A 19,553-nucleotide genomic window follows, 5' to 3' on the forward strand; every position below is an offset into this window, starting at 1 on the left:
CCGGAAGGCGGCCCTCAGCCGGCCGACGCCTGCCGGTACGCCGCCTCCGGGACGGGGGCGAGGCCCGCGGGCCGGGTGGTGAACGTCCCCCGGCCCTGGGTGCGGCTGCGCAGCCGGGACGCGTAACCGAACAGCTCGGCCAGCGGCACGGTGGCGGTGACCGCCGTGGTCCCGGCCCGCGCGGCCGAGCCCGAGACCCGTCCGCGGCGGGCCGCCAGATCGCCCAGCACCCCGCCGACGGCGTCGTCGGGCACGGTCACCACGACCTCGGCCACCGGCTCCAGCAGCTCCATCCCGGCGGCGCGCAGGGCCTCGCGCAGCGCGAACCTGCCCGCCGCCCGGAACGCCATCTCCGAGGAGTCCTTGGAGTGCGTGGCCCCGTCGGTCAGGGTGACGCGGAGGCCGGTCACCGGATGACCGCCGAGGGGGCCCTCGGCGAGGGCGTCCCGGCAGCCCGCCTCCACGGCGCGGGCGTACTCCTGCGGCACCCGCCCGCCGACGACGGTCGACCGGAACGCGAACGTGCCGTCGCCGGCGTGGCCGCCCGCGCCGCCGGCGCCGTCGGCCGGGTCCTCCAGGGGCTCGACGTCGAGGACCACGTGGGCGAACTGGCCCGCGCCGCCCTCCTGCTTGACGTGCCGGTACACCAGCCCCGACACCCCGCGCACGACGGTCTCCCGGTACGCCACCCGCGGACGGCCCACGGCGATCCGCAGCCCGTGGCTGCGGCGGACCTTCTCCACCGCGACCTCCAGGTGCAGCTCGCCCATCCCCGACAGGACCGTCTGGCCCGTCTCGGGATCCGTCCGCACCACCAGCGACGGGTCCTCCTCGACCAGTCGGGCCAGTGCCGCGGACAGCCGGCCCGTGTCGGCGCTGCCGACCGCCTCGACGGCCACGGACACCACGGGTGCGGCGGACTTCGGCGGCTCCAGGACGAGCGGCGCCTGCGGGGCGCACAGCGTGGAGCCGGCGCGGGTGCCCTTGAGCCCGACCACGGCGACGATGTCCCCGGCCACGGCCTGGTCCACCTCGGCGTGGCGGTCGGCCTGTACGCGCAGGATCCGTCCGATCCGCTCGGTCCGGCCGGTGCCCGCGTCCAGCACGGTGTCCCCCTTCCTCATCGTTCCCGAATAGACCCGCAGGCAGGTCATCCGTCCGGTGGCCGTCGCGTTCACCTTGAAGGCGAGCGCGGCGAAGGGCGCCGCCGGGTCGGCGGCCCGTTCCTCCACCGCCGCGCCGCGGGTTCCCCGTACCGGCGGCATGTCCACCGGCGAGGGGAGGTACGACACGACGGCGTCCAGCAGCGGCTCGACCCCGCGGTTGCGGTAGGCCGAGCCGCAGAGCACGACGACGCCTTCGCCGCTGCGCGTCAGGTCGCGCAGCGCGGCGGTCAGCGTGGCGGCGGAGAGCGCCGAGGTGGCGCAGTACTCCTCCAGGGCGGCCGGGTGGAGTTCCGCCACCCGTTCCTCCAGCAGCCGCCGGCGGGCGCGCGCCTCCTCCTGGAGGGCATCGGGTACGGGAACCTCCGCGAACGAGTCCGGCTCGTCGCCCCAGACCAGCGCGCGCATGCGCACGAGGTCCACGGCGCCGCGGAATCCGTCCTCCTGGCCGATGGGCAGCTGGACGACCAGCGCCGCGACGTGGAGCCGCTCCTGTACGGACGCCACCGCCCGGTCGAGGTCGGCGCCGACGCGGTCCATCTTGTTGACGAACACCAGGCGCGGCACGCCGTGGCGGTCCGCCTGCCGCCATACCGACTCGCTCTGCGGTTCGACGCCCGCGACGGCGTCGAACACCGCGACCGCCCCGTCGAGTACGCGCAGGGAGCGCTCCACTTCGTCGGAGAAGTCGACGTGTCCCGGTGTGTCGATCAGGTTGACGTGGTGGCCGTCCCACGTACAGCTGACGGCGGCGGCGAAGATGGTGATGCCACGGTCGCGCTCCTGGGGGTCGTAGTCGGTGACGGTCGTGCCGTCGTGGACCTCGCCGCGTTTGTGGGTGGTCCCGGTGGCGTAGAGGATGCGCTCGGTGACGGTGGTCTTGCCGGCGTCGACGTGCGCGAGGATGCCGAGATTGCGGATGGTGGTCGAGGTGTTGAGGTGGGTGCGCATGGCCCGAGGTCTTTCCGGAAGTTCGTGAAAGGGGCGGCGCGATTTCCGGCGGACGAAGGACGTGCCGGGGGCACGGAGGAACACGATGGGGCCCGAGGGCGTACCCGCGCATGCCCGGGCGTGCGGGGACGCACCGGGGAGGGGGTCGTGTCAGTCGTCGCGGACATCCGATGGCGGCCGCGCAGCCGTCATCGGGAAGACGGAGACACCAGGATCACGTCGTACCGGGACCGGGGAACGAAGACGGCGATGCGGTGACACATGGCCCGGCTCCCCTCTCGTCGACGAAGTGCGCACCACGTCGCGTGGCGGCATGGGAGCGAGTGTAGGGACACGGCAGCGGCCCGGCACCGCAATTTCTCGCGGGCCGGGCCGGACGCCCCCTCAGGACGCGGCGGGGCTCGGGGAGTCGTGCCCGCCGGCGTGGGAGGTGCCGGGAGAGGCGTCGTGCGAGGGGTCGGACGAGGGGTCGTGGGGCATGTCGTGGGCGGAGGAGCCGTGCCCGGAGACGGTCTGGATCGTTCCGCCGAGGCGGGTGTGGGCGCCGGCCAGTGCCTCGGCGGAGGCCGCCGTGATGACCCAGGTGGGGCCGACGAGGTACGTGCCGCCGTACATCTGGGCCTCGGTCAGCCAGGTCTGGCGGCCCTGCTCGCTGGTGAAGGTGGCCATCCGGAAGCCCTCCTGGCCCGATCCGCACGCCCCTTCCCGGAGCTCCTCCGCGTCGACCGTCGTCTCGGGCGTGCAGCCGAGGGCGTCGGCGATCGTCTGGAGCGGGGCGGGGCGGGCGGCCGGGTCCTGGGCGGCGGACGAGCTCGGGTCGGGCGGAGCCTGCGGGCCGGCCGCCACCCGGGCGGCGCAGCCGCCGCACAGCAGCGTCGCGAGCAGCGCGGCGGCAGCGGCGGCGGAAGCGGCGGTACGGGGTGAACGGGGCATGGCTGACTGCCTCACAGGGGGTCGGGACCGGGCTGGATCGGAGGGGGTGGCAGGCGCACTACGCCGACGGCGGAACCTTCTTGCCCTCGGCCGTGACCGCGAACCAGAGACCCTGCTTGTTGTGCCCGTTCGCCTGGCCCGGCTCGGTGTCCCCGGTGAAGGTGTAGACCGGCCAGCAGTCGATCGTCAGCTGCTCGCTGCCGTCGGGCCGCTTCACCGATCCGACCAGCTTGCCGGCGATTCCCTCGGCCTTCGACTTGTCGATCGCCGCGGCGGGCTTCCACGTGTCCAGGCAGGCCCCGAGGCAGCCGAACTTCATCGGCCACGCACTGTCCTTGTCGAATCGGTAGAGCGTGCGCCACTGGCCGTCCACCAGAATCTTGCCGAGTTTCTCGTTGTCGGCCACGGAAAGCTCCGCGCCCGTCTTCATCTCCATTCCTCCCGACCCTGCCCCCATTTCCATTCCAGCGCCGCTGTCGCCGCCGGCCTTCTGTTTCTTGTCGACCGCCTTCTTGCCGTCCGGTGCCAGTGCGTGCCAGGTGCCGCCGACTCCCTCGCCCTTCGCCTCGCCCGCCTTCGTGTCCTTCGCGTAGCGGTACACCGGCCAGCCGCCGAGGGTCAGCTGCTTGCTGCCGTCGGCCCGGTCCACCGAGCCGAGGAGGGCGGCGTCTATGCCCGCGGCGGCCGAGGCGTCGTCCGCCGGGACCGCGGGCCAGACCGCGGCGCAGTCCGCTTCGCAGTTGGACTTCGGGGGCTTGGGAGTGTCCTTGTCGAAGCGGTAGAGGGCCATGCCGGCGCTGTCGGTGACCACGCTGCCCACGCTCGCGATGTCGCGTACGGCCAGCTGCCCGGCCGAACCGGCCTTGCCGGAGCCCGATCCGACGTCCGAGCCCGATCCGGAGCCGGCGGCGCCCGCCCCGTAGCCGCCCGCTCCGTAGCCCGTGTCGTATGCGCCTCCGAGGGCCTTGCCGGCACCCGCCGGCTGTACGGAATTCGCGTTGCGTGCGGCGCCGTTGTCGCTGCTTCCGCAACCTGCCGCCAGCAGCAGAACCGCGGCCACCGATCCGACCGTTGAGATACGACGCATCTTGTTCACGATCTCTCCTTCGGGTTGAACCCGGGGGGTTCGTCTACTGCCTTATTCATAAGGCCTGGCGGGTTCACCGAATTCGAATGAGCGGGAATTTATCAGATCGCGCTAACCCTTGAACTGCCCTCGTCGGCAGCCGTTTACCGCCGGCTCATTCCTGAATGCGCAGGGCGAGCGCGGGGCAGCGCCGCACCGCGCGGAGCGCCATCGGCCGCAGCCTTCCGGGGACCGACATGACGGCCTCGGCCGGGTAGCCGTCGCGGTCCAGCCGCACCACGTCGGGCAGCACGTCCACGCAGAGCCCGTGCCCCTTGCACAGCGTCCAATCCACGACGAGCCGTTCGGGGTTCTCGTCCTCGGGCAGGGGCAGCGCCCCGAGCACACGGCGTCCGCAGCCGCTGCCCAGGGCGTGGTCGCGCATCTCGTCGGGGAAGACGGCGAGCGCGGAGGCCATGAAGGCCGAGGTGCCGTCGGGATGGCTGCAGGCGCCGCGCCGCAGCACTCCCCGCATCCGCGCCTCGACCGCCTCCAGGGCGGGCCTGCCGCCGCCGGCCACGAGGGCGTCCACGGCATCGGCGAGCGAGGGCAGGCCCCTGACGCACGGGCCGCACTGTCCGGCGGTCTCGTCCGCCATCCAGCGCATCACGCGGGCCACTTCGCCGGCCGGGCAGGTGTCCTCGGGCAGCGGCAGGACCGCACCCGCCCCCAGCGTGGCCTTGAGGGAGGACAGCGACTCCCGGGAGAGCAGGGCGGTCCGCGCCGCCGCCGGCGTCAGCCATTTGCCGTGGTACCCGCCGACCAGGACGCCCTGGCCCGGGGACGAGCCGCACAGCTCCAGGACGTACGCCAGGGAGGTCCCGAGCGGCGCCTCGACGACCGTCGAACCGCTGATCGTCAACATGACGGTGCCCGGCTCGGACTCCAGGCCGACCGAGCGGAATCCCGGCACGCCGATCCTGGCCGCGACGGCGAGCTGGGCGTACGTCTCGGTGTTGGACAGCAGGGTCGGCAGTCCGCTCAGACCCCGCTCGCTGGTCCGTACCTTCTGCCCGTTGGGGACGGCGTCCCCCCCGTTGAGGCCGTTCACGAGGGAGGTTCCCTCTCCCGAGACGAAGCGCTCGGGAAGCCTGCCGACGCGCAGGCGGTTGCCGGGCACGCCGCGCTCCGCAACGGCGGCCCGCAGGGACTGCTCCACGTCGTCCCTGGTCACCCCGATGGCGATCTCCTCGGCGCCGATCGCGTCGGCTGCCAGCAGGGCTCCGTCGAGCACCAGGTGCGGGGAGTGCAGCAGCATCGCGGCGTCCTTGAGGCAGCTCGGCTCCCCCTCGGTGCCGTTCACCACGACGGCGGTCCGCCCCTCCTTGGTCCGGGCGGACCGGATGACCGCTTTGAGCTTGCGGGCGAACGGGAAACCCGCTCCCCCGCGGCCCCGCAGGTCGATGCCCTCGGCGAGCTCCACGAGATCGCCCGAGGTGTACTGCGGCAGCGGACCGTGCACCACCAGGTGGTTGGCACGGTCGAGTCGCGGCAGCACGTCGAGTCCGGCCAGCAGCCTGGGCTGGCCGACGCACCCGAGGGCGGGATCGACGATCGAGGTCACTGACGGCCCCGCATCCCGCCGTACGACCCGCCGGACCGGTCCGTTCCCGGCCCGGCCCCGATGCCGCTCGGGATGACCACCGTCTCGTACGCGTCGGCGCCGTACGACTGCGCGTACGGCGCCGTCCCGTACGGCGGGAGGATCTCGGTCGTGGGCTCCAGGGCCTGCCGGGGCGAGGGCACGAAGGCGCCCCCGACCGGGGCCGTGGCCGGATCCGGCTGCTGCGGGACGGCACGCCGGTCCGACTGCCGGGCCAGCCGCGCCGTCAGCCGCTCGGCCGCCCATTCCGCGGGCTGCCGGACGAAGCGCTGCGGAGGCTTCCTGGGCCGGGGCGGCGCGCCTTGGGGGGTTGCCGCCGATGCGGCCACCGGGCGCACGGGAGCGGCGCGCAGCCGGGCCCGGAGCCGTATGGCGAGCACGCCGGCGACCCCGGCGAGGCAGAGTGCGTAGGACACGGTCACCCAGCCGCTGGCGGGGCGGCCGGCCTTGAGCCCGTGCACCAGGGCCGCGCCCCACGCCGGGTACGCGCCGAAGTGCAGGGCCCGCCACCACAGGGAGCGGCCCTTGGTGGCGAAGGCACTGCGGACCGCTCCGGAGACCGCCGTGGAGACGAATATGTATCCGGCCAGGGTGCCGAGGCCGATGAGGATCGGCTGGTCCTGGTCCGTGAACGGCAGGAAGGCGGAGGCCACCCCCGTCTGCGCCTCGGCGACCTTGACCCAGATGTGCAGGAGCAGGAAGCCCAGCCCCGCGACGGCGAGGCCGCGGTGCGCCGCCTGGGCGACGAGCCGGTGCCCGGAGGTGAGCACCGTACGGTCGGTGGCCGCGAGGCCCCACAGGACGGCGGAGGTGAGCGAGACGAGCGCGAGGACGCCCGCCCCGAAGTCGAGGAAGTCCCAGAGATGGCTCAGGGCGCCCGCGCGGGCCGCCACGGACAGGGCGAGCAGGCCCGTGAGGGCGGCGACGACGAGTGTGGCGGGACGCACGCCTCCGGCGGGGGACAGCAGGGGCGGCCTCCGGACGGCCCGCCGGCCTGCGGCTGCCGCAGCGGCCACGCCGGCATGGCGTCTGGTGCTGCGGGCCCGGTGTGAGCGGGGCGTACGGGCTGGGGACAGGGGCATGTAGTTCTCCCATACGCCCAGGCCCGAGGCACTCGACCGCGCACTCGGCGCCCGGGGTAGTCGACGGAACTGCTCCGCGGCGGGCGGGAGATGAGGTCCCACCGGCCGGGAGCGGGGGCCGGAGTGCAGAAGCATCGTGGACCTTCGCAACGCCTCCACAGTATTTATCTAATCGTGACAAGTTCTGGCGCGCGTGGCATCGTCACACCGGACAGCCCCGGAAGATTCCCTTCCAACGGTGCGGTGGCAACAAGAGTTACGCCTTGTCCGCCATCACACCTCCCCGTCGGCAAAGCTCAGGCAAAGTCGCGGGACTGCAAGTGGATGGCACTCTCCTGGAGGGTGTACGAGGCGCTCGACTCCCCCGTCCGCACTGGCGCAGAGGGGGGAGGAAGGCGGCCTCGACAGGCTTGTCACCCTCCCACGGGGCAGGCCGTACCCCGGCATGAACGAGGTAACAATGTGCGAACTTCTGAACCGCATCTGGGCCCGTCCCCGAGGCGAATGGACCCGGGTCGTGCGAAGGGAACTCCCCGCGCTCACCGCGGGGATGATGGAGGAGCTGAGGGAGGAGCTCCCCGGATTCTCCGCCCTCGTCGACGAGCTCGACGAGGAGGTGGTCAGACAGCGGCTCGAAGTGGCCCTGCTCACCGCCCTCGGGTACCGCGAACCCGCGCCGCAGCAAAAGAACAAGGCCGCGGAACACGCCCACCCCGACGAGGATGAGGAAGAGGAGGACTATGCGGCCGAACACGACCACCCGCACCGGGGGGAAGAGGAGGAGGAAGAGGATGAGGAACACCGCGGCCCGCCGGTCGGCATCCGGGTCCCCCGCCAGCGAGGGCAGTTGTCCCCCCTGACGGTCGTTCCCCGCGAGGGGCTCGGCACCCGCACCGAACGGGCCAGGCGTGAGCTGTTCTCCGCACTCACTAGTGACATGCCCATGGCTGAAATTGCCCTCTCCGAGCTGGCCGCCGCGGCCAACTGGCCGCTCCCGGCGGAGATACGCGCCATCGCCCTCGCCACCCCCGGCGAGACACAGCAGCTGGCGGCCGTCCTGGACGACGGACTGGCCGGCATGGTCGGCGGCCAGCCCTGTCTGCTGGTGCCGAGCCCGGACCCGGAGACCCGGGCCTCGCTGGAGGCCCTGCTGCGCGGCCGGTTCGCCGCCGTCGGCCACCCCGTCGCCCCCCGCGACACCGCTTCCTCCCTGCGGTGGGCCCTTCGACTGCTGTCCCTCACCCCCAACCGCCCCGGTCTGGAGGCGCGGGCCCTCTTCGTCGACGACCACCTCTCCACCCTCCTGCTGCTCCAGGACGAGCCCTTGGCACACGCGCTGGCCGCACGCTGGTTGCGGCCGCTGGCCAGCCTGACCCCGCGCCAGAGCGAGCGGCTCGAAGTGACCCTGCTGGCCTGGCTGGAGGGCGGCGGCGCCCCGGAGGCCGCGAAGGCACTGAGCGTGCACCCCCAGACCGTGCGCTACCGCATGCGGCAGCTGGAAAAGCTCTTCGGACCCGGCCTGCGCGATCCGCGGACCCGGTTCGAGCTCGAAATGGCCCTGCGCAGCCGCCGCCTGATGGCCCAGGTGCGCCGCCAGAACTCGCGAATCGGCCGCAAGGTGCGCGTCGCCACCACCGACTTCCGGCCGCTGGGCGGCGTCGGGCGCATGGCCCGCGTCAACGGCCTGTAGATCCCCGGGCCCCCGGCCCCGAACCCTCGAACCCCTCACCCCCGACCCTCCCCCGTACCCACGGATTCGGCCCCGGCCCCCTCCCCGCCCCCGCGGAGCAGAGGGACCGGGGCCGCCGTGTGCCACGGGTCCACCGGCCGGCACGCCTACAGGCCGACGAGGACCGCGGACGCCGCCCCGGCACGCAGCGCGGCATTGAGGTCCAGCAGTTCGGCGTACGCGCGGGAACAGGACCGGCAGGCCGCCAGGTGCCGGGTGAGACCGCGGCCGCGCGGCGTGGAGCCGCGGCGCCGGATCACCGCCCCGAGCAGGCTGCCGTAATGGCGGCACCGGGCGTCGGCGGCCGTGTCCAGGTGGGCCCGCAGGTACGCCTCGCGCAGGCCCTCACGGGCGCGGAAGGCCAGCGAGGTCACCGCGCTCGGGGTGATGCCGAGCAGTTGGGGAACGGCGTGCGGGCAGTCGTCCTCGACGAGGGTGTGCCACAGCACGGCCTTCCAGCGTTCGGGCAGGGCCTGGAAGGAGCGGGCGACGAGCCGGCGGTCCTCGCTGTCCAGCAGCCGGCGCTGCGGGTCGTCCCCTTCGGGACCGGGCCGGCACCAGGCCTCGATGTCGGGCGTCAGGACGGTCCGGCCGGCGCAGTCCCGCCACTCGACCGCCGTGCGGCGGACCACCGACAGGAGGTACGGACGCCAGACCTCCCGCGGCCCGGCCCCGGAGCGGACGGCCTGGAGGGTGCGGATGAACGCCTCCGAGACGAGGTCCTCGGCGTCCTGCGGGGCCCTGGAACAACGGCGCGCACATGCGAAAGCGGCGGCACGGTGCCGCCGGTACAGGTGCTCGCAGGCGGCCGGATCGGCCTCGCCGGCGGCGTAGGCCGCCCTCAGCCGCCGTATGAGGTCCCCGTCCGAGGGCTCGGAAGGGGAGGTGTGACGAGAGCCGGACATGGCACTCCTCGTATGGGTCTCAGGGCCCGGTCACGGACCCCGTCGGGCGGTGGCACAAACGCCTGTGCGGTGCCGGTCCGAAGTCGGCTTCGGACCGGCACCGCTCTCGGGGCGACGCGGGGGAGGTGGGAGGGGGGCGCCGTCCCGAGGGTTCTCAGCGGCAGGCGCGCCCGTCGTTGATGCAGCGCACCGCGCCGGCCATCAGGCCGTTCGACATGACGTTGATGAAGTCCCCGTGGTCGGTCACCGGCTTGTGGAGCTGCTCGGGGAAGCTGTCCACCGCGAACCGGGAACCGGGCGGCACGCTGTAGACGATCCGCTGGACCAGCTGCGGGATGGCCTTGAACCCCTGCTTGCAGTTGCCGTTGTTGTCGGCGAAGGCCACGTGGGTGCGGTGGTTGGCGCTGTCGATGTTCTTGCCGTCCCAGCAGCTCTGGAAGTTGAACGTCCGCACGACGTCACTGCCCTTGGGGCACACCGGGTACTTGTCCTTCAGCTGGCGGTTCTCGAAGCCGGTGCAGCTCCACGACGCGTTGGCGTTGGCATTGCCGTTGGTGAGGGCCTTGGCGTCACCGGTGATGATCCGCATGAAGCGGGGCATGGCCGCGACCTTGCTGACGGGGCTGCCCTTGAACTCGATGGTCACCTGCTTCGGCTTCAGGATCGTGCCGATGTTGGCGTCCTGGCCGCCGCCGGGCGCCTTCGCGTCCTTCTCCGCCTTGCCGTCGCGCAGGCGCAGCACGGGCCAGTAGTACGTCGACTGGTCGCCGTTGGTGCAGGTGGTCCCGGATTGGGCGAGGCTGTTGTTGGTGGAGAAGGCGTCGGTGGTCTTGTTGCCGACGTAGTCGTGCATGTGGTGGGCGCCGTTGCTCACACCGGGCGCGACGATGACGTTGTCGGGGTTGAAGTGACCGTTCTCGTTGCGCCCGCACTGCACGGCGAACGATCCGGTGGAGGCGCCGCCGCGGGCCGCGGGCTTGCGCACGTTGGGCTTGACGGTGCCGATGTTGACGAAGTCGCTGCGGGCCGGGCCGCCCTTGGCCTGCTGCTGCTGTTGCTGCTGCTGCGGTGCGCTCTGCTTCGCGGCGCCCTGGGCTCCGTTGTCGGCGGCCGCCTCGTCCGCCGGGTCGGCGGCCGCCGCCTCCTTCATCACGCACCCGCTGAGCCCTTGCAGTCCGGCGGGCTTCTGGCCCGCCTTCCCGAGCGTGTCGGAGAGGTTGGTGATGGTCTTGTCGCGCTGCTGCTTCAGTCCGCCGAGCAGCGTCTTGCTCTTGGCCTGGCCGGAGGAGAGCTGCTTGTAGGCGTCGGCGACCTGGGTGTCGAGCTGCGCGAGGTTCGCGTCCACCTCCTTGCGGGCCTGGTCGGGGACGTTGTCGAGCTTGTCGCCCACGTCCGGGCAGTCGATGGTGGCGGTCACGGGCGCGCTGCGGGAGTTCTGTCCCGCGAAGGCGCCCTGCGAGACGAGCACGACCCCGCCGCCGCCCAGGACCAGGGCGGACATCGCGGCGAGGATCTTGTGCTTCGGCCGCAGACGGCGTTTGTGGCCCTTTTGGCTCATGCGATCACTTCACTTCGTCGGTCGGGAATTGGGGGAGGAGGCGGGGGCGGGTGCGGAGGGGGTGCCCGACGGGGCGTCCGCGAGACCGTCGAAGTCGACGAGCCCACTGGCCTCGAGGACCGTGATGTGGTCCAGGACCGTGCTGTTGGCGTCCGTGGCGAGGGCCCGGACCATCGAATTGCGGGTCTGCGCCCGGATCTGGGCCACGAGGGCGAACACCTTGCCGTGGGCCCTGCGCAGCAGCTGGATGAACAGCTGCTCGTACTGGGGTCCTTGGGCCCTGTCCATCTGGTCGAGCCAGCCCTGTTGCTGCACGCTGGGCTGGTTGGGGATCTCCATGCCGAGGGCCTGACTCACCTCCATGACCCTGCGGTCCAGTTCGGTGTGGCCTTCGACGAGGTGCTCCCCCGCGGTGCGGATCGCGGGCCGTGTGCTGCGCTGCATGGCCTGCCGCCCCGCGGGCAGCTCCCACAGGCCGGCGAGCCGTACCTTGCGGACGAAGTCCCGGTCCTGGGGGGTCAGCGGCCCGAAGGCCGTGCTCTGGATTCCGGCGCCGTCGTCCTCGGCCGCCGGAGCGGTGGCGGCCGCGGCGTTTCTCCCGCCGAACTTCTGCACGGGGATGAGCAACGCGATCAGGGTGAAGGCGAGGGCGCCGATGACGACGCCGGTTGCCATCACGTGTCTCGATGCCACCGACATGCCACCGACGGCCGACCGACGGAAAGACAGCACTGCGCCTCCTTGCTGCGTGGACCGGGAGGGGGTGCGCCGGCTCGGGCTCCGGCAGTTGCCCGTGTCCAATTCACCCGCGCTCCCCGGGTGCCACGGGACGCTAGTGCCAGTTGTGGTGCCTGTTTGGAAGGACCATCACGAATGGACAAACATCCGGTCAACGCCCCGAAAGGCTGGTACCGTTCGCGGGCGCTAGCTGTCGGATGCCGTGGGCATCGGGCGGGTGCGGGCCACGAGCAGGGCCACGTCGTCGCGGCCGTCCGGCTGGCGCAGTTCGGCCAGCAACAGGTCGCAGGTCTCCTCGAGGGGACGGGCGGGGTCCTGGAGCAGGGCCGTGAGCGCCTGCAGGCGGATGTCGATGTCCTCGTCCCGGGTTTCGACGAGTCCGTCGGTGTAGAGGACGAGCTGGTCGCCGACGCCCAGGTCCAGGGCGGTGGCCTCGAAGGGCACACCGCCGACCCCCAGGGGCGCGCCGGTCGGCAGGTCGAGCAGCTCGGGCGGGCGCCCGGGGCTCGTCCGTACGGGCGGCAGGTGTCCGGCGGTCGCGATGCGGCACCGGTTGCGGTGCGGGTCGTAGACGGCGATCACGCAGGTGGCCATGGTGTGCCCCAGCCCGGTGGCCGTGTGGTCGAGCCGGGTCAGGACGGTGGCCGGGTCCAGGTCGAGCTCCGCCAGGGTACGGGCCGCGGTGCGCAGTTGGCCCATGGTGGCGGCGGCGTTGATGCCGCTGCCCATGACGTCCCCGACGACCAGGGCCGTCTTGTCGTCCGGCAGCGGGATGACGTCGAACCAGTCCCCTCCGACCTCACCGGCCGCCTCGGCGGGCTGGTAGCGGTAGGCGATCTCCAGGCCCGGGGTGGGCGTCGGGCTGTGGGGCAGCAGGTGGCGCTGGAGGGCGAGGGCCGCGTGCCGCTGTTTCTGGTACCAGCGGGCATTGTCGATGCAGACGGCGGCGCGGGCCGCGAGCTCGCTGGCGAGCAGGACGTCGTCCTGGTCGAACGGCAGCGGGTTGTCGGTGCGTTGGAGACCGAGTGCGCCGATGACCTCACCGCGGGCGATCAGCGGAACCGCCAGGTACGAGTGGAGCCCGGCCGCGGCGAGGAGGGTGGCGGCCTCGGCGTCCCGGGCGACGCTGGGCAGCTCGGCCTCCGTGACCCGCGCCACGAGCACGGGGCGGGCGGCCCGTACGCACTGGGTGACCACGCGGGTGGTGTCGTAGCGGGCGATCGTGCCGACCGGGTCGGCCGCGAGGGTGGCGGGGGTCGGGCGGGCGGCCTTGACGGCGAGGGCGCGGAAGCGCACGGTCTCGTCCGTCGGGGCCCCGGGAGGGTGCTCGCCCGTCAGGACGGCGTCGAGGATGTCGACCGTGGCGAGGTCGGCGAGCTGCGGCACGGCGATGTCGCCGAGCTCGCGCGCGGTGACCCACAGGTCGAGGGTGGTGCCGATGCGTACGGAGGCGTCGGCGATCAGGGAGAGCCGCTGGCGGGCCAGGGCGACGGCCATCGAGGTCTTGTGCTGTTCGGTGACGTCGACGATGGAGGCGGCGACTCCGAGCGGCCGGCCGGCCGGGTCCTCCAGCCGGTAGAGGGAGAGTGACCAGGCGTGGTCCTGCTCGGGGTCGGCGGGCGTACGGCCGGTGGTGAAGCGGTTCAACTGCGGCCGGCCGGTGGACAGGACGTCGCGCATGGCCGACTCGATGGACGCGGCGTCCACGTGCGGCAGGGCCTCGTGGACGCGGCGGCCCATGTGTGCGGCGGCGGGCAGCCCGTTGATCCGTTCCAGGGCCGGGTTGACCAGGACGTAGCGCAGCTCGGTGTCCAGGACGGCCAGACCGATCGGGGACTGCGCGACCAGCCGCATCGACAGGGCCAGGTCGCGTTCGATGCGCCGCAGGGTGGCCTGGTCGGAGATGATGCCGAGGGCGTAGCGCCGCCCTTCGGCGTCCTCCAGCCGCATGTTGCGGAATTCCGCCAGGCGGGTGGTGCCGTCCTTGTTCCGTACGGGGAAGGCCCCGGCCCAGGAGCCCGTGCCGGCCATCACCTCCTCGAAGAGGGCGAGGACCGTGGCCAGGTTCTCCTCGTCTACCAGCAGCTTCGCCGCGAAGTGGCCGAGGGCGTCGCTCGGGGTGTAGCCGAACAGCTCCTCGGCCTGCGGGCTCCACAGTGCGATCCGCCCCTCCGCGTCGAGGACCACCCCCGCGACGCCGAGCACGTCGAGGAGGCCGGGCCCGGTGGCGGGGTCGACGGAGAGGCCGCCCGAGGGTTCCGCGCCCGCGGGGTCCGGCGCAGGGTGCTCCGGGTCCCCGTGGTCCGGGGCCGCGAGGTCCGCGTGCTCCGGGTCCGGTTCGGCCGGGGAGGGGTCCGCCGTACTCATGCCGGCCGCTCCTTCCCGTCCGCTGCCGCAGGGGCGGTGCACCGGCCCGCTCGGTCTCCTCGCCCCGGGTCCGCGCCCGGGGTGCTCCCATCCTCCCCCCACTCCCCCGGACCGGCAGCGCAGCCGCCCCCCGATACGGCCGTACGACGGAGGGCGGCCGGTGCGCGGGAACAATAGGCGCGGTGTATTCAGGAGTCATGGACCACCGGCCGCCGCATCCGAGCCATCGCCACGTCGGCGAACCGCGCCTGCCCCTGCTGGCGGTTCCCTTCGCGCTCATCGCGGTCGTCACGGTGGTGGACGTCCTGGCTCCGCCCGATGTCCACCTGGGTCCGTTCCTGGTCGCGGCCCCGGCCCTCACCGCCTCCTTCGCCGGGCCCTGGATGACGGGGTTCGTCGGCGCGGTGGCGGTCACGGCCCAGGCGGCGGTCGCCGTGGTGCGGACCACCGCCACCGACCTGAACCACACCTTCCAGATCATCGCGCTGGTCCTGATCTCGATCTCCGTCACCCTCTTCGCACACCTGCGCGAGGTCCACGAGAAGCAGCTGACGCAGCTGCGCTCGGTCGCCGAGGCCGCCCAGGAGGTGGTCCTGCGGCCGCTGCGCGACCGGATGGGTCCGCTGCGCCTGGCCTCCGTCTACCTGGCCGCGGAGGCCGAGGCCCAGATCGGCGGGGACCTGTACGCCGCCAGCCGCACCCCGCACGGCACCCGGCTGATCATCGGCGACGTCCGCGGCAAGGGCCTGGAGGCGGTCGGGGACGCCGCCCTGGTGCTCGGCGCCTTCCGGGCCGCCGCCCACCAGGAGGCGGACCTGCCGACCCTGATCGCCCACCTGGAGGCCGCCGTGGCCGCCGACCCCGACGGCACGGGCGAGCCGGCCGGCGAACCCGGCGAGGCGTTCACCACGGCGGCGGTACTGGACGTCCCCGATCAGGACATGACCCTGCGGCTCATCAGCTGCGGGCACCCGCCGCCCCTGCTGCTGCGAGGGGGGCGGGCCATCCCCCTCGAGGTGGACCACCCGGCGCCGCCGCTGGGCCTGACGCAGTACGTGGACACCGGCTTCGCCCCGCAGTCCTTCTCCTTCGAGCCGGGCGACGTGGTCCTGCTCTACACGGACGGCGTCATCGAGGCCCGGGACGCCGAAGGCGCCTTCTATCCGCTGCCGGAGCGCGCCGCCGACTGGCCGGGGGACGGTCCGGACGCGCTGCTGCGCCACCTGTGCGCGGACCTGCTGGCACACTCCCCCGGAGGACGTCTGGGCGACGACGCGGCGATGGTGGCCATCGAGCGCATCGGCGGCGGTGCCTGAACCGGCGGATCCGGAATCCGCCGTGACGTCAGTTCCTGTGGCGTGTCGGCCAGTTGTCCGGATTTGAGCTCGTTCGTGAGACGCATGCACACCGGCCCTTCGGGATGATTCGCCCGGGGGTCTTCGTACAACAAGGTGGTGAGGCCATCGCATTCACGGAAGGAAACGGCTCTTCGTGAACATGAAACGCCTCGCACCCATGCTCGCCGCCGCCGGTCTCGTCGCGACCGGTGTCCCGCTGCTCTCCGCGACGCAGGCCTCGGCCGCCCCGGCTGCGGAGTACACCCCGCAGAAGCCGGCCTGGCAGCGCTGCAACGCCGACCAGCCCGCCTCGTACGAGTGCGCGACGATCAAGGTCCCGCTCGACTACCGGCGCCCGCAGGGCCGCACGATCGACCTCGCGATATCGCGGATCAAGAGCGAGAACCCGGCCAAGCGGCACGGCGCCATGCTGCTCAACCCGGGCGGGCCGGGCGGCGGAGGGCTCGATCTGCCGCTGATGATGAACGAGCTGATGCCGAAGGACGTGCGCGACCAGTACGACCTGATCGGCTTCGACCCGCGCGGGGTCGGCGCGTCCACGCCCATCACCTGCGGGCTGACCGACGCCGAGCAGAACATCGACCGGCCGTACAAGGAGGAGACGTTCCCGGCGGACGTGGCCTGGGCGAGCACGGTCGCGGACAAGTGCCGCGAGAAGTCCGGCTCCCTCCTGCCCTTCGTCACCACGCGGAACACCGCGCGCGACATGGACGCGATCCGCGCCGCGCTGGGCGAGAAGAAGATCTCGTACGTCGGCTACTCGTACGGCACGTACCTGGGCGCGGTGTACACGCAGATGTTCCCCGACCGCAGCGACCGCTTCGTGCTGGACAGCGGCGTGGACCCGCAGCGCATCTGGCGGGGCATGATCCAGGTGTGGGCGACCGAGGCGGAGCCCGCGTTCAAGCGGTGGACGCAGTGGACGGCCGAGCGCTCGGCCGACTACGGGCTGGGCGACACCCCGGACGCGGTCTCCAAGACCTTCTGGGACCTCGTGGCCCGGGCGGACAAGGAGCCGATCGAGTTCGAGGGCACGAAGCTCACGGGCGATGACATCCGCACCGCGCGCGCCCTGTTCTTCTACCCCTCGCAGGCGGCCCCCCTGGTCAAGGCGCTGAAGGACGCGGCCGACGGCAAGCCCGTCCACCTGACCGAGCCCCAGCGCAAGCTGCTGAAGCCGGCCGCCGAACCGGCATCGGACAACGGCACGGCCGTGTTCTGGTCCGTGGTGTGCGGGGACACGGAATGGCCCCGCTACCCGGAGCAGTACCAGCGGGAGGCCGCGAAGGACAAGGCCGAGTACCCGCTGTACGGGGACTTCGCGTCCAACATCAAGCCGTGCGCCTACTGGCAGCGGCCCATCGAGCCGCCGACGGCCATGAAGACGAAGACCAACGTGCTGACCGTGCAGAACGAGTGGGACTCCCAGACCCCGCTGGTCAGCGGCCAGGGCCTGCACAAGGCGCTCAAGGGCTCGCGGATGGTGCTCGCGATGGGCGGTGAGGGCCACGGCGTGTACCTCGCCGACCCGAACTCCTGCGCCAACGCCACGGTCAACTCCTACCTGGCGACGGGCAAGCTGCCCGCCCAGGACGTGACCTGCCGGACGGCGCCGGGCGCTCAGGAGCGCCGCTCCGACATCGCCCCGCAGTCCCCGCAGCGCTTCCCGGTCCTCGGCGACGGGAGGTTCTGATCCCGCGGGCTTCGGCCGCCGGTCAGGCCGCCTCCGCGGCGGCCTTGATCCGGCGGCCGAAGTCGGGCGCGTCCTTGCGGGCCGCGCTCAGCGCGAGGCCCACCAGCAGCTTCCCCAGTCCGTGCCCTTCGAGGGTGTTGAAGATGCGGACCCGGGTGCGGTCGCCGGAGAGGGCTTCGAAGTCGTACCCGCCCTCGGCGGTGACCAGGTTCTTGCTCTGCTCCGTCCAGCGGATCAGCTTCTGCGGTTCGAATCCGGTGATGCGGAACTCACGGCCCGTCTTCATCCCCGCGTCCTTCACCGTGCTGCGGAAGACGGTGCCCACACCGGTCGGGCCGTCGGGCGTCTTGGTGATCTCCTGGACCCGCGGACTGAACTGCGGGTCGTTGCGGCCGTCGGCCAGATAGGCGAAGACCTCCCCGACGGGCCGGTCGATCTCGACGGTCGACTCGAACTGTCCGGACATGACTGCTCCTCCGTACGCTCCCCACGATCCACGATCGCAGACCCTCAGCCCGTGCGCGCGGCGTCCGCCACCCGGGCGCGCCCGGCCCGGCTCCCCCGCAGCGGCGTCAGCAGCCCCGCCCCGACGATGGCCAGGCAGAACGCCCCGGCGCCCACGCTGACCGCCGGCACCCCGTGCCGGCCGGCCAGCAGGGTGAGGGCGGCCGCGCCCACCGGGCCGGAGGCACCGTGCACGGTCCAGAAGGCGGAGGTGACCCGCCCGAGCAGCGCATCCGGGGTCACCTCCTGGCGCAGGGTCAGGGAGCAGACCGCGCCGAGGGTGAGCCCGAACATGAACACGGCGGCCGCCACGGCGATCACCGGCGGGCTGCCGCTGACGCCCGTCACCGCCATCGCCACGCCGATCAGGGCCACCGACCCCAGCCAGCAGGCGCCGAACCCGAAGGTCCGGCGCAGCGGCGCGGCGGCGAAGGCCGCGCCGACCACGCCGAGCCCGCTGACGGCGATGACGGAGCCGACGGTGGCCGCCCCCAGCCCGAGGTCGTGCCGGATCCGGAAGACCAGCAGGTCGGTGGCGCCCATGGTGACGAAGGTCAGCAGCGTGAGCAGAACGGTCAGCGCCCGCAGCACGGGATGGGCCCACAGGAAGCGGAACCCTTCGAGGAACATCTCGCGCAGCTTCCCGGCCCGGGAGGCTCCCGGCTCCCCGGCCGCCGGCGCGGCGGCGGTGCCCTCCCGCCCGAAGGCCACCCACCGCAGGCTCAGGGCCGAGACCAGGAAGGTCGCCCCGTCCACCCCCAGGGCCCAGTCCGCTCCGACCCCGGCCGCGATGAACCCGGCCGCGGCCGGCCCGACCAGGGTCCCGAAGGCGAAGGTCGCCGTCAGCCGCCCGTTGGCGGTGATCAGGTGCTCCTCGCGGACCAGGTTCGGCACCGCCGTCACGTACGCCACGTCGAACAGCGTCTTCAAGACGGTGGCCAGCGCCGTCAGCACGTACAGCACCCAGATCCGAGGCCCGGCCAGCCAGACGAACGGCACCGCGCCCAGCAGCAGCGCCCGTACGAGATCGCAGGCGATCATCAGGCGGCGCCGGTCCGTCCGGTCCACCACGTACCCGGCGAACAGCCCGGTCGCGATGGTCCCGACCCCCGAGATGACCGTGATCAGGCCCATCTGGACCACGGACCCCGTGGCCTCGAAGACCAGCAGGGGCAGCGCGAGCAGCGAGATCGACCCGCCGAGCACGGACAGTGCCTGGCCGAGCCAGAAGACGGTGAAGTCGCGGTTCTGCCAGAGCGGGGGATGGCGGACCGGGGCCGGCACCCCGGCTCAGCCCAGCAGGGCGTAGACCGTCGACGCCGTCGCGGACGGCTCCTGCGCTCCCTCGGGGGTCATCGTGATGTCGGCGAAGGCCATGCGCTTGCCGAGCTTGGTCACCCGGACCCCGATCAGCACGTCCGCGGCGACCACCGGCCGCTGGAAGCTGGTCGACTGCTGGACCGTGGTCATCGGCCCGTAGGCCCCGCGCGCCGCGGAGATCGCGATGACGGTGGCGGTGTCGGCCGCCGCCATCAGGGCCTGGCCGGACATGCCGCCGCCGTCCCGGGCCAGCTCCTCGGACCAGGGCAGCCGCAGCACGGCGTGCCGCTCGCCCGTCTCCTGGACGGTCAGCCCGAGGGCGAGCACCCAGGGGGCGAAGTTGTCGGCGAGGATCTTGTCTGCGTCAGCGGGTGTCAAGGTCACCCGCAGATTGTGGCGGCCGGGCCCCGGCCGCCACAACACCTTTCGGCTCACCACCCGTTCCGGCCGGTCGAGCACGTCGGCGACGACCCCGTCCCGGTCCGTCTCGTTGAACGGCTCCTGGCGGGCGTCCTCGTAGGTG

At 72.8% G+C, this 19,553-nt stretch carries 15 protein-coding genes; 3 read left to right on the forward strand and 12 right to left on the reverse strand.

Features of this window, described 5'->3' with window-relative positions:
* Positions 1 to 14 precede the first annotated feature (14 nt).
* The 5 genes from fusA to ACFY1T_RS18565 form a co-directional block, all read right to left on the reverse strand.
* Entirely contained in the window at positions 15 to 2,114 is a 2,100-nt protein-coding gene (gene fusA / locus ACFY1T_RS18545; protein ID WP_390789088.1) for an elongation factor G, read from the reverse strand.
* Between the two features lie 384 nt (positions 2,115 to 2,498).
* Positions 2,499 to 3,047 (reverse strand): hypothetical protein, encoded by a 549-nt coding sequence (locus tag ACFY1T_RS18550; RefSeq protein ID WP_390789089.1) that lies wholly within the window; start codon positions 3,045 to 3,047, stop codon positions 2,499 to 2,501.
* A gap of 58 nt (positions 3,048 to 3,105) precedes the next feature.
* Complete coding sequence (locus ACFY1T_RS18555) at positions 3,106 to 4,134, reverse strand: SCO0930 family lipoprotein (protein WP_390789090.1); 1,029 nt, start codon at positions 4,132 to 4,134, stop codon at positions 3,106 to 3,108.
* Positions 4,135 to 4,288: 154 nt separating this feature from the next.
* A complete protein-coding gene (locus ACFY1T_RS18560) occupies positions 4,289 to 5,737 on the reverse strand; it encodes an NADH-ubiquinone oxidoreductase-F iron-sulfur binding region domain-containing protein (RefSeq protein WP_390789091.1) in 1,449 nt (482 codons plus the stop codon).
* Positions 5,734 to 6,723, reverse strand: coding sequence for a hypothetical protein (locus ACFY1T_RS18565; RefSeq protein WP_390789092.1), 990 nt, complete (start codon positions 6,721 to 6,723; stop codon positions 5,734 to 5,736). The genes ACFY1T_RS18560 and ACFY1T_RS18565 overlap by 4 nt, the downstream gene beginning before the upstream one ends.
* A gap of 652 nt (positions 6,724 to 7,375) precedes the next feature.
* Between ACFY1T_RS18565 and ACFY1T_RS18570 the strand changes: the two genes are divergently transcribed.
* Entirely contained in the window at positions 7,376 to 8,548 is a 1,173-nt protein-coding gene (locus tag ACFY1T_RS18570) for a PucR family transcriptional regulator (RefSeq protein WP_390789093.1), read from the forward strand.
* A 146-nt stretch (positions 8,549 to 8,694) separates the two neighbouring features.
* Here ACFY1T_RS18570 and ACFY1T_RS18575 read toward each other — a convergent pair whose 3' ends face one another.
* From ACFY1T_RS18575 to ACFY1T_RS18590, 4 genes are all read right to left on the reverse strand, one after another.
* A complete protein-coding gene (locus ACFY1T_RS18575) occupies positions 8,695 to 9,492 on the reverse strand; it encodes an RNA polymerase sigma factor (RefSeq protein WP_390789094.1) in 798 nt (265 codons plus the stop codon).
* A gap of 154 nt (positions 9,493 to 9,646) precedes the next feature.
* Complete coding sequence (locus ACFY1T_RS18580) at positions 9,647 to 11,050, reverse strand: DUF1996 domain-containing protein (RefSeq protein WP_390789095.1); 1,404 nt, start codon at positions 11,048 to 11,050, stop codon at positions 9,647 to 9,649.
* A 9-nt stretch (positions 11,051 to 11,059) separates the two neighbouring features.
* Positions 11,060 to 11,725, reverse strand: a complete 666-nt coding sequence (locus ACFY1T_RS18585; protein ID WP_390789096.1) for a DUF4142 domain-containing protein — start codon at positions 11,723 to 11,725, stop codon at positions 11,060 to 11,062.
* A gap of 249 nt (positions 11,726 to 11,974) precedes the next feature.
* Complete coding sequence (locus ACFY1T_RS18590) at positions 11,975 to 14,155, reverse strand: SpoIIE family protein phosphatase (protein ID WP_390789097.1); 2,181 nt, start codon at positions 14,153 to 14,155, stop codon at positions 11,975 to 11,977.
* A gap of 197 nt (positions 14,156 to 14,352) precedes the next feature.
* Between ACFY1T_RS18590 and ACFY1T_RS18595 the strand changes: the two genes are divergently transcribed.
* Both ACFY1T_RS18595 and ACFY1T_RS18600 read left to right on the forward strand, forming a co-directional pair.
* On the forward strand, positions 14,353 to 15,471 hold the full coding sequence (locus ACFY1T_RS18595) for a PP2C family protein-serine/threonine phosphatase (protein WP_390789098.1): 1,119 nt from the start codon (positions 14,353 to 14,355) through the stop codon (positions 15,469 to 15,471).
* Positions 15,472 to 15,652: 181 nt separating this feature from the next.
* Positions 15,653 to 17,206: an alpha/beta hydrolase gene (locus tag ACFY1T_RS18600; RefSeq protein ID WP_390789141.1), complete on the forward strand. Its 1,554-nt coding sequence runs from the start codon at positions 15,653 to 15,655 to the stop codon at positions 17,204 to 17,206.
* 22 nt (positions 17,207 to 17,228) lie between these two features.
* Here ACFY1T_RS18600 and ACFY1T_RS18605 read toward each other — a convergent pair whose 3' ends face one another.
* The 3 genes from ACFY1T_RS18605 to ACFY1T_RS18615 are packed head-to-tail and all read right to left on the reverse strand — an operon-like array spanning position 17,229 to position 19,414.
* Positions 17,229 to 17,672: an SRPBCC family protein gene (locus tag ACFY1T_RS18605; protein WP_030870287.1), complete on the reverse strand. Its 444-nt coding sequence runs from the start codon at positions 17,670 to 17,672 to the stop codon at positions 17,229 to 17,231.
* A 44-nt stretch (positions 17,673 to 17,716) separates the two neighbouring features.
* Complete coding sequence (locus ACFY1T_RS18610; RefSeq protein WP_390789099.1) at positions 17,717 to 18,994, reverse strand: MFS transporter; 1,278 nt, start codon at positions 18,992 to 18,994, stop codon at positions 17,717 to 17,719.
* Positions 18,995 to 19,000: 6 nt separating this feature from the next.
* A complete protein-coding gene (locus ACFY1T_RS18615) occupies positions 19,001 to 19,414 on the reverse strand; it encodes a PaaI family thioesterase (RefSeq protein WP_390789100.1) in 414 nt (137 codons plus the stop codon).
* Positions 19,415 to 19,553 lie beyond the last annotated feature (139 nt).

The organism is Streptomyces sp. NPDC001194 (assembly GCF_042896985.1).
Taxonomy (GTDB): Bacteria; Actinomycetota; Actinomycetes; order Streptomycetales; family Streptomycetaceae; genus Streptomyces.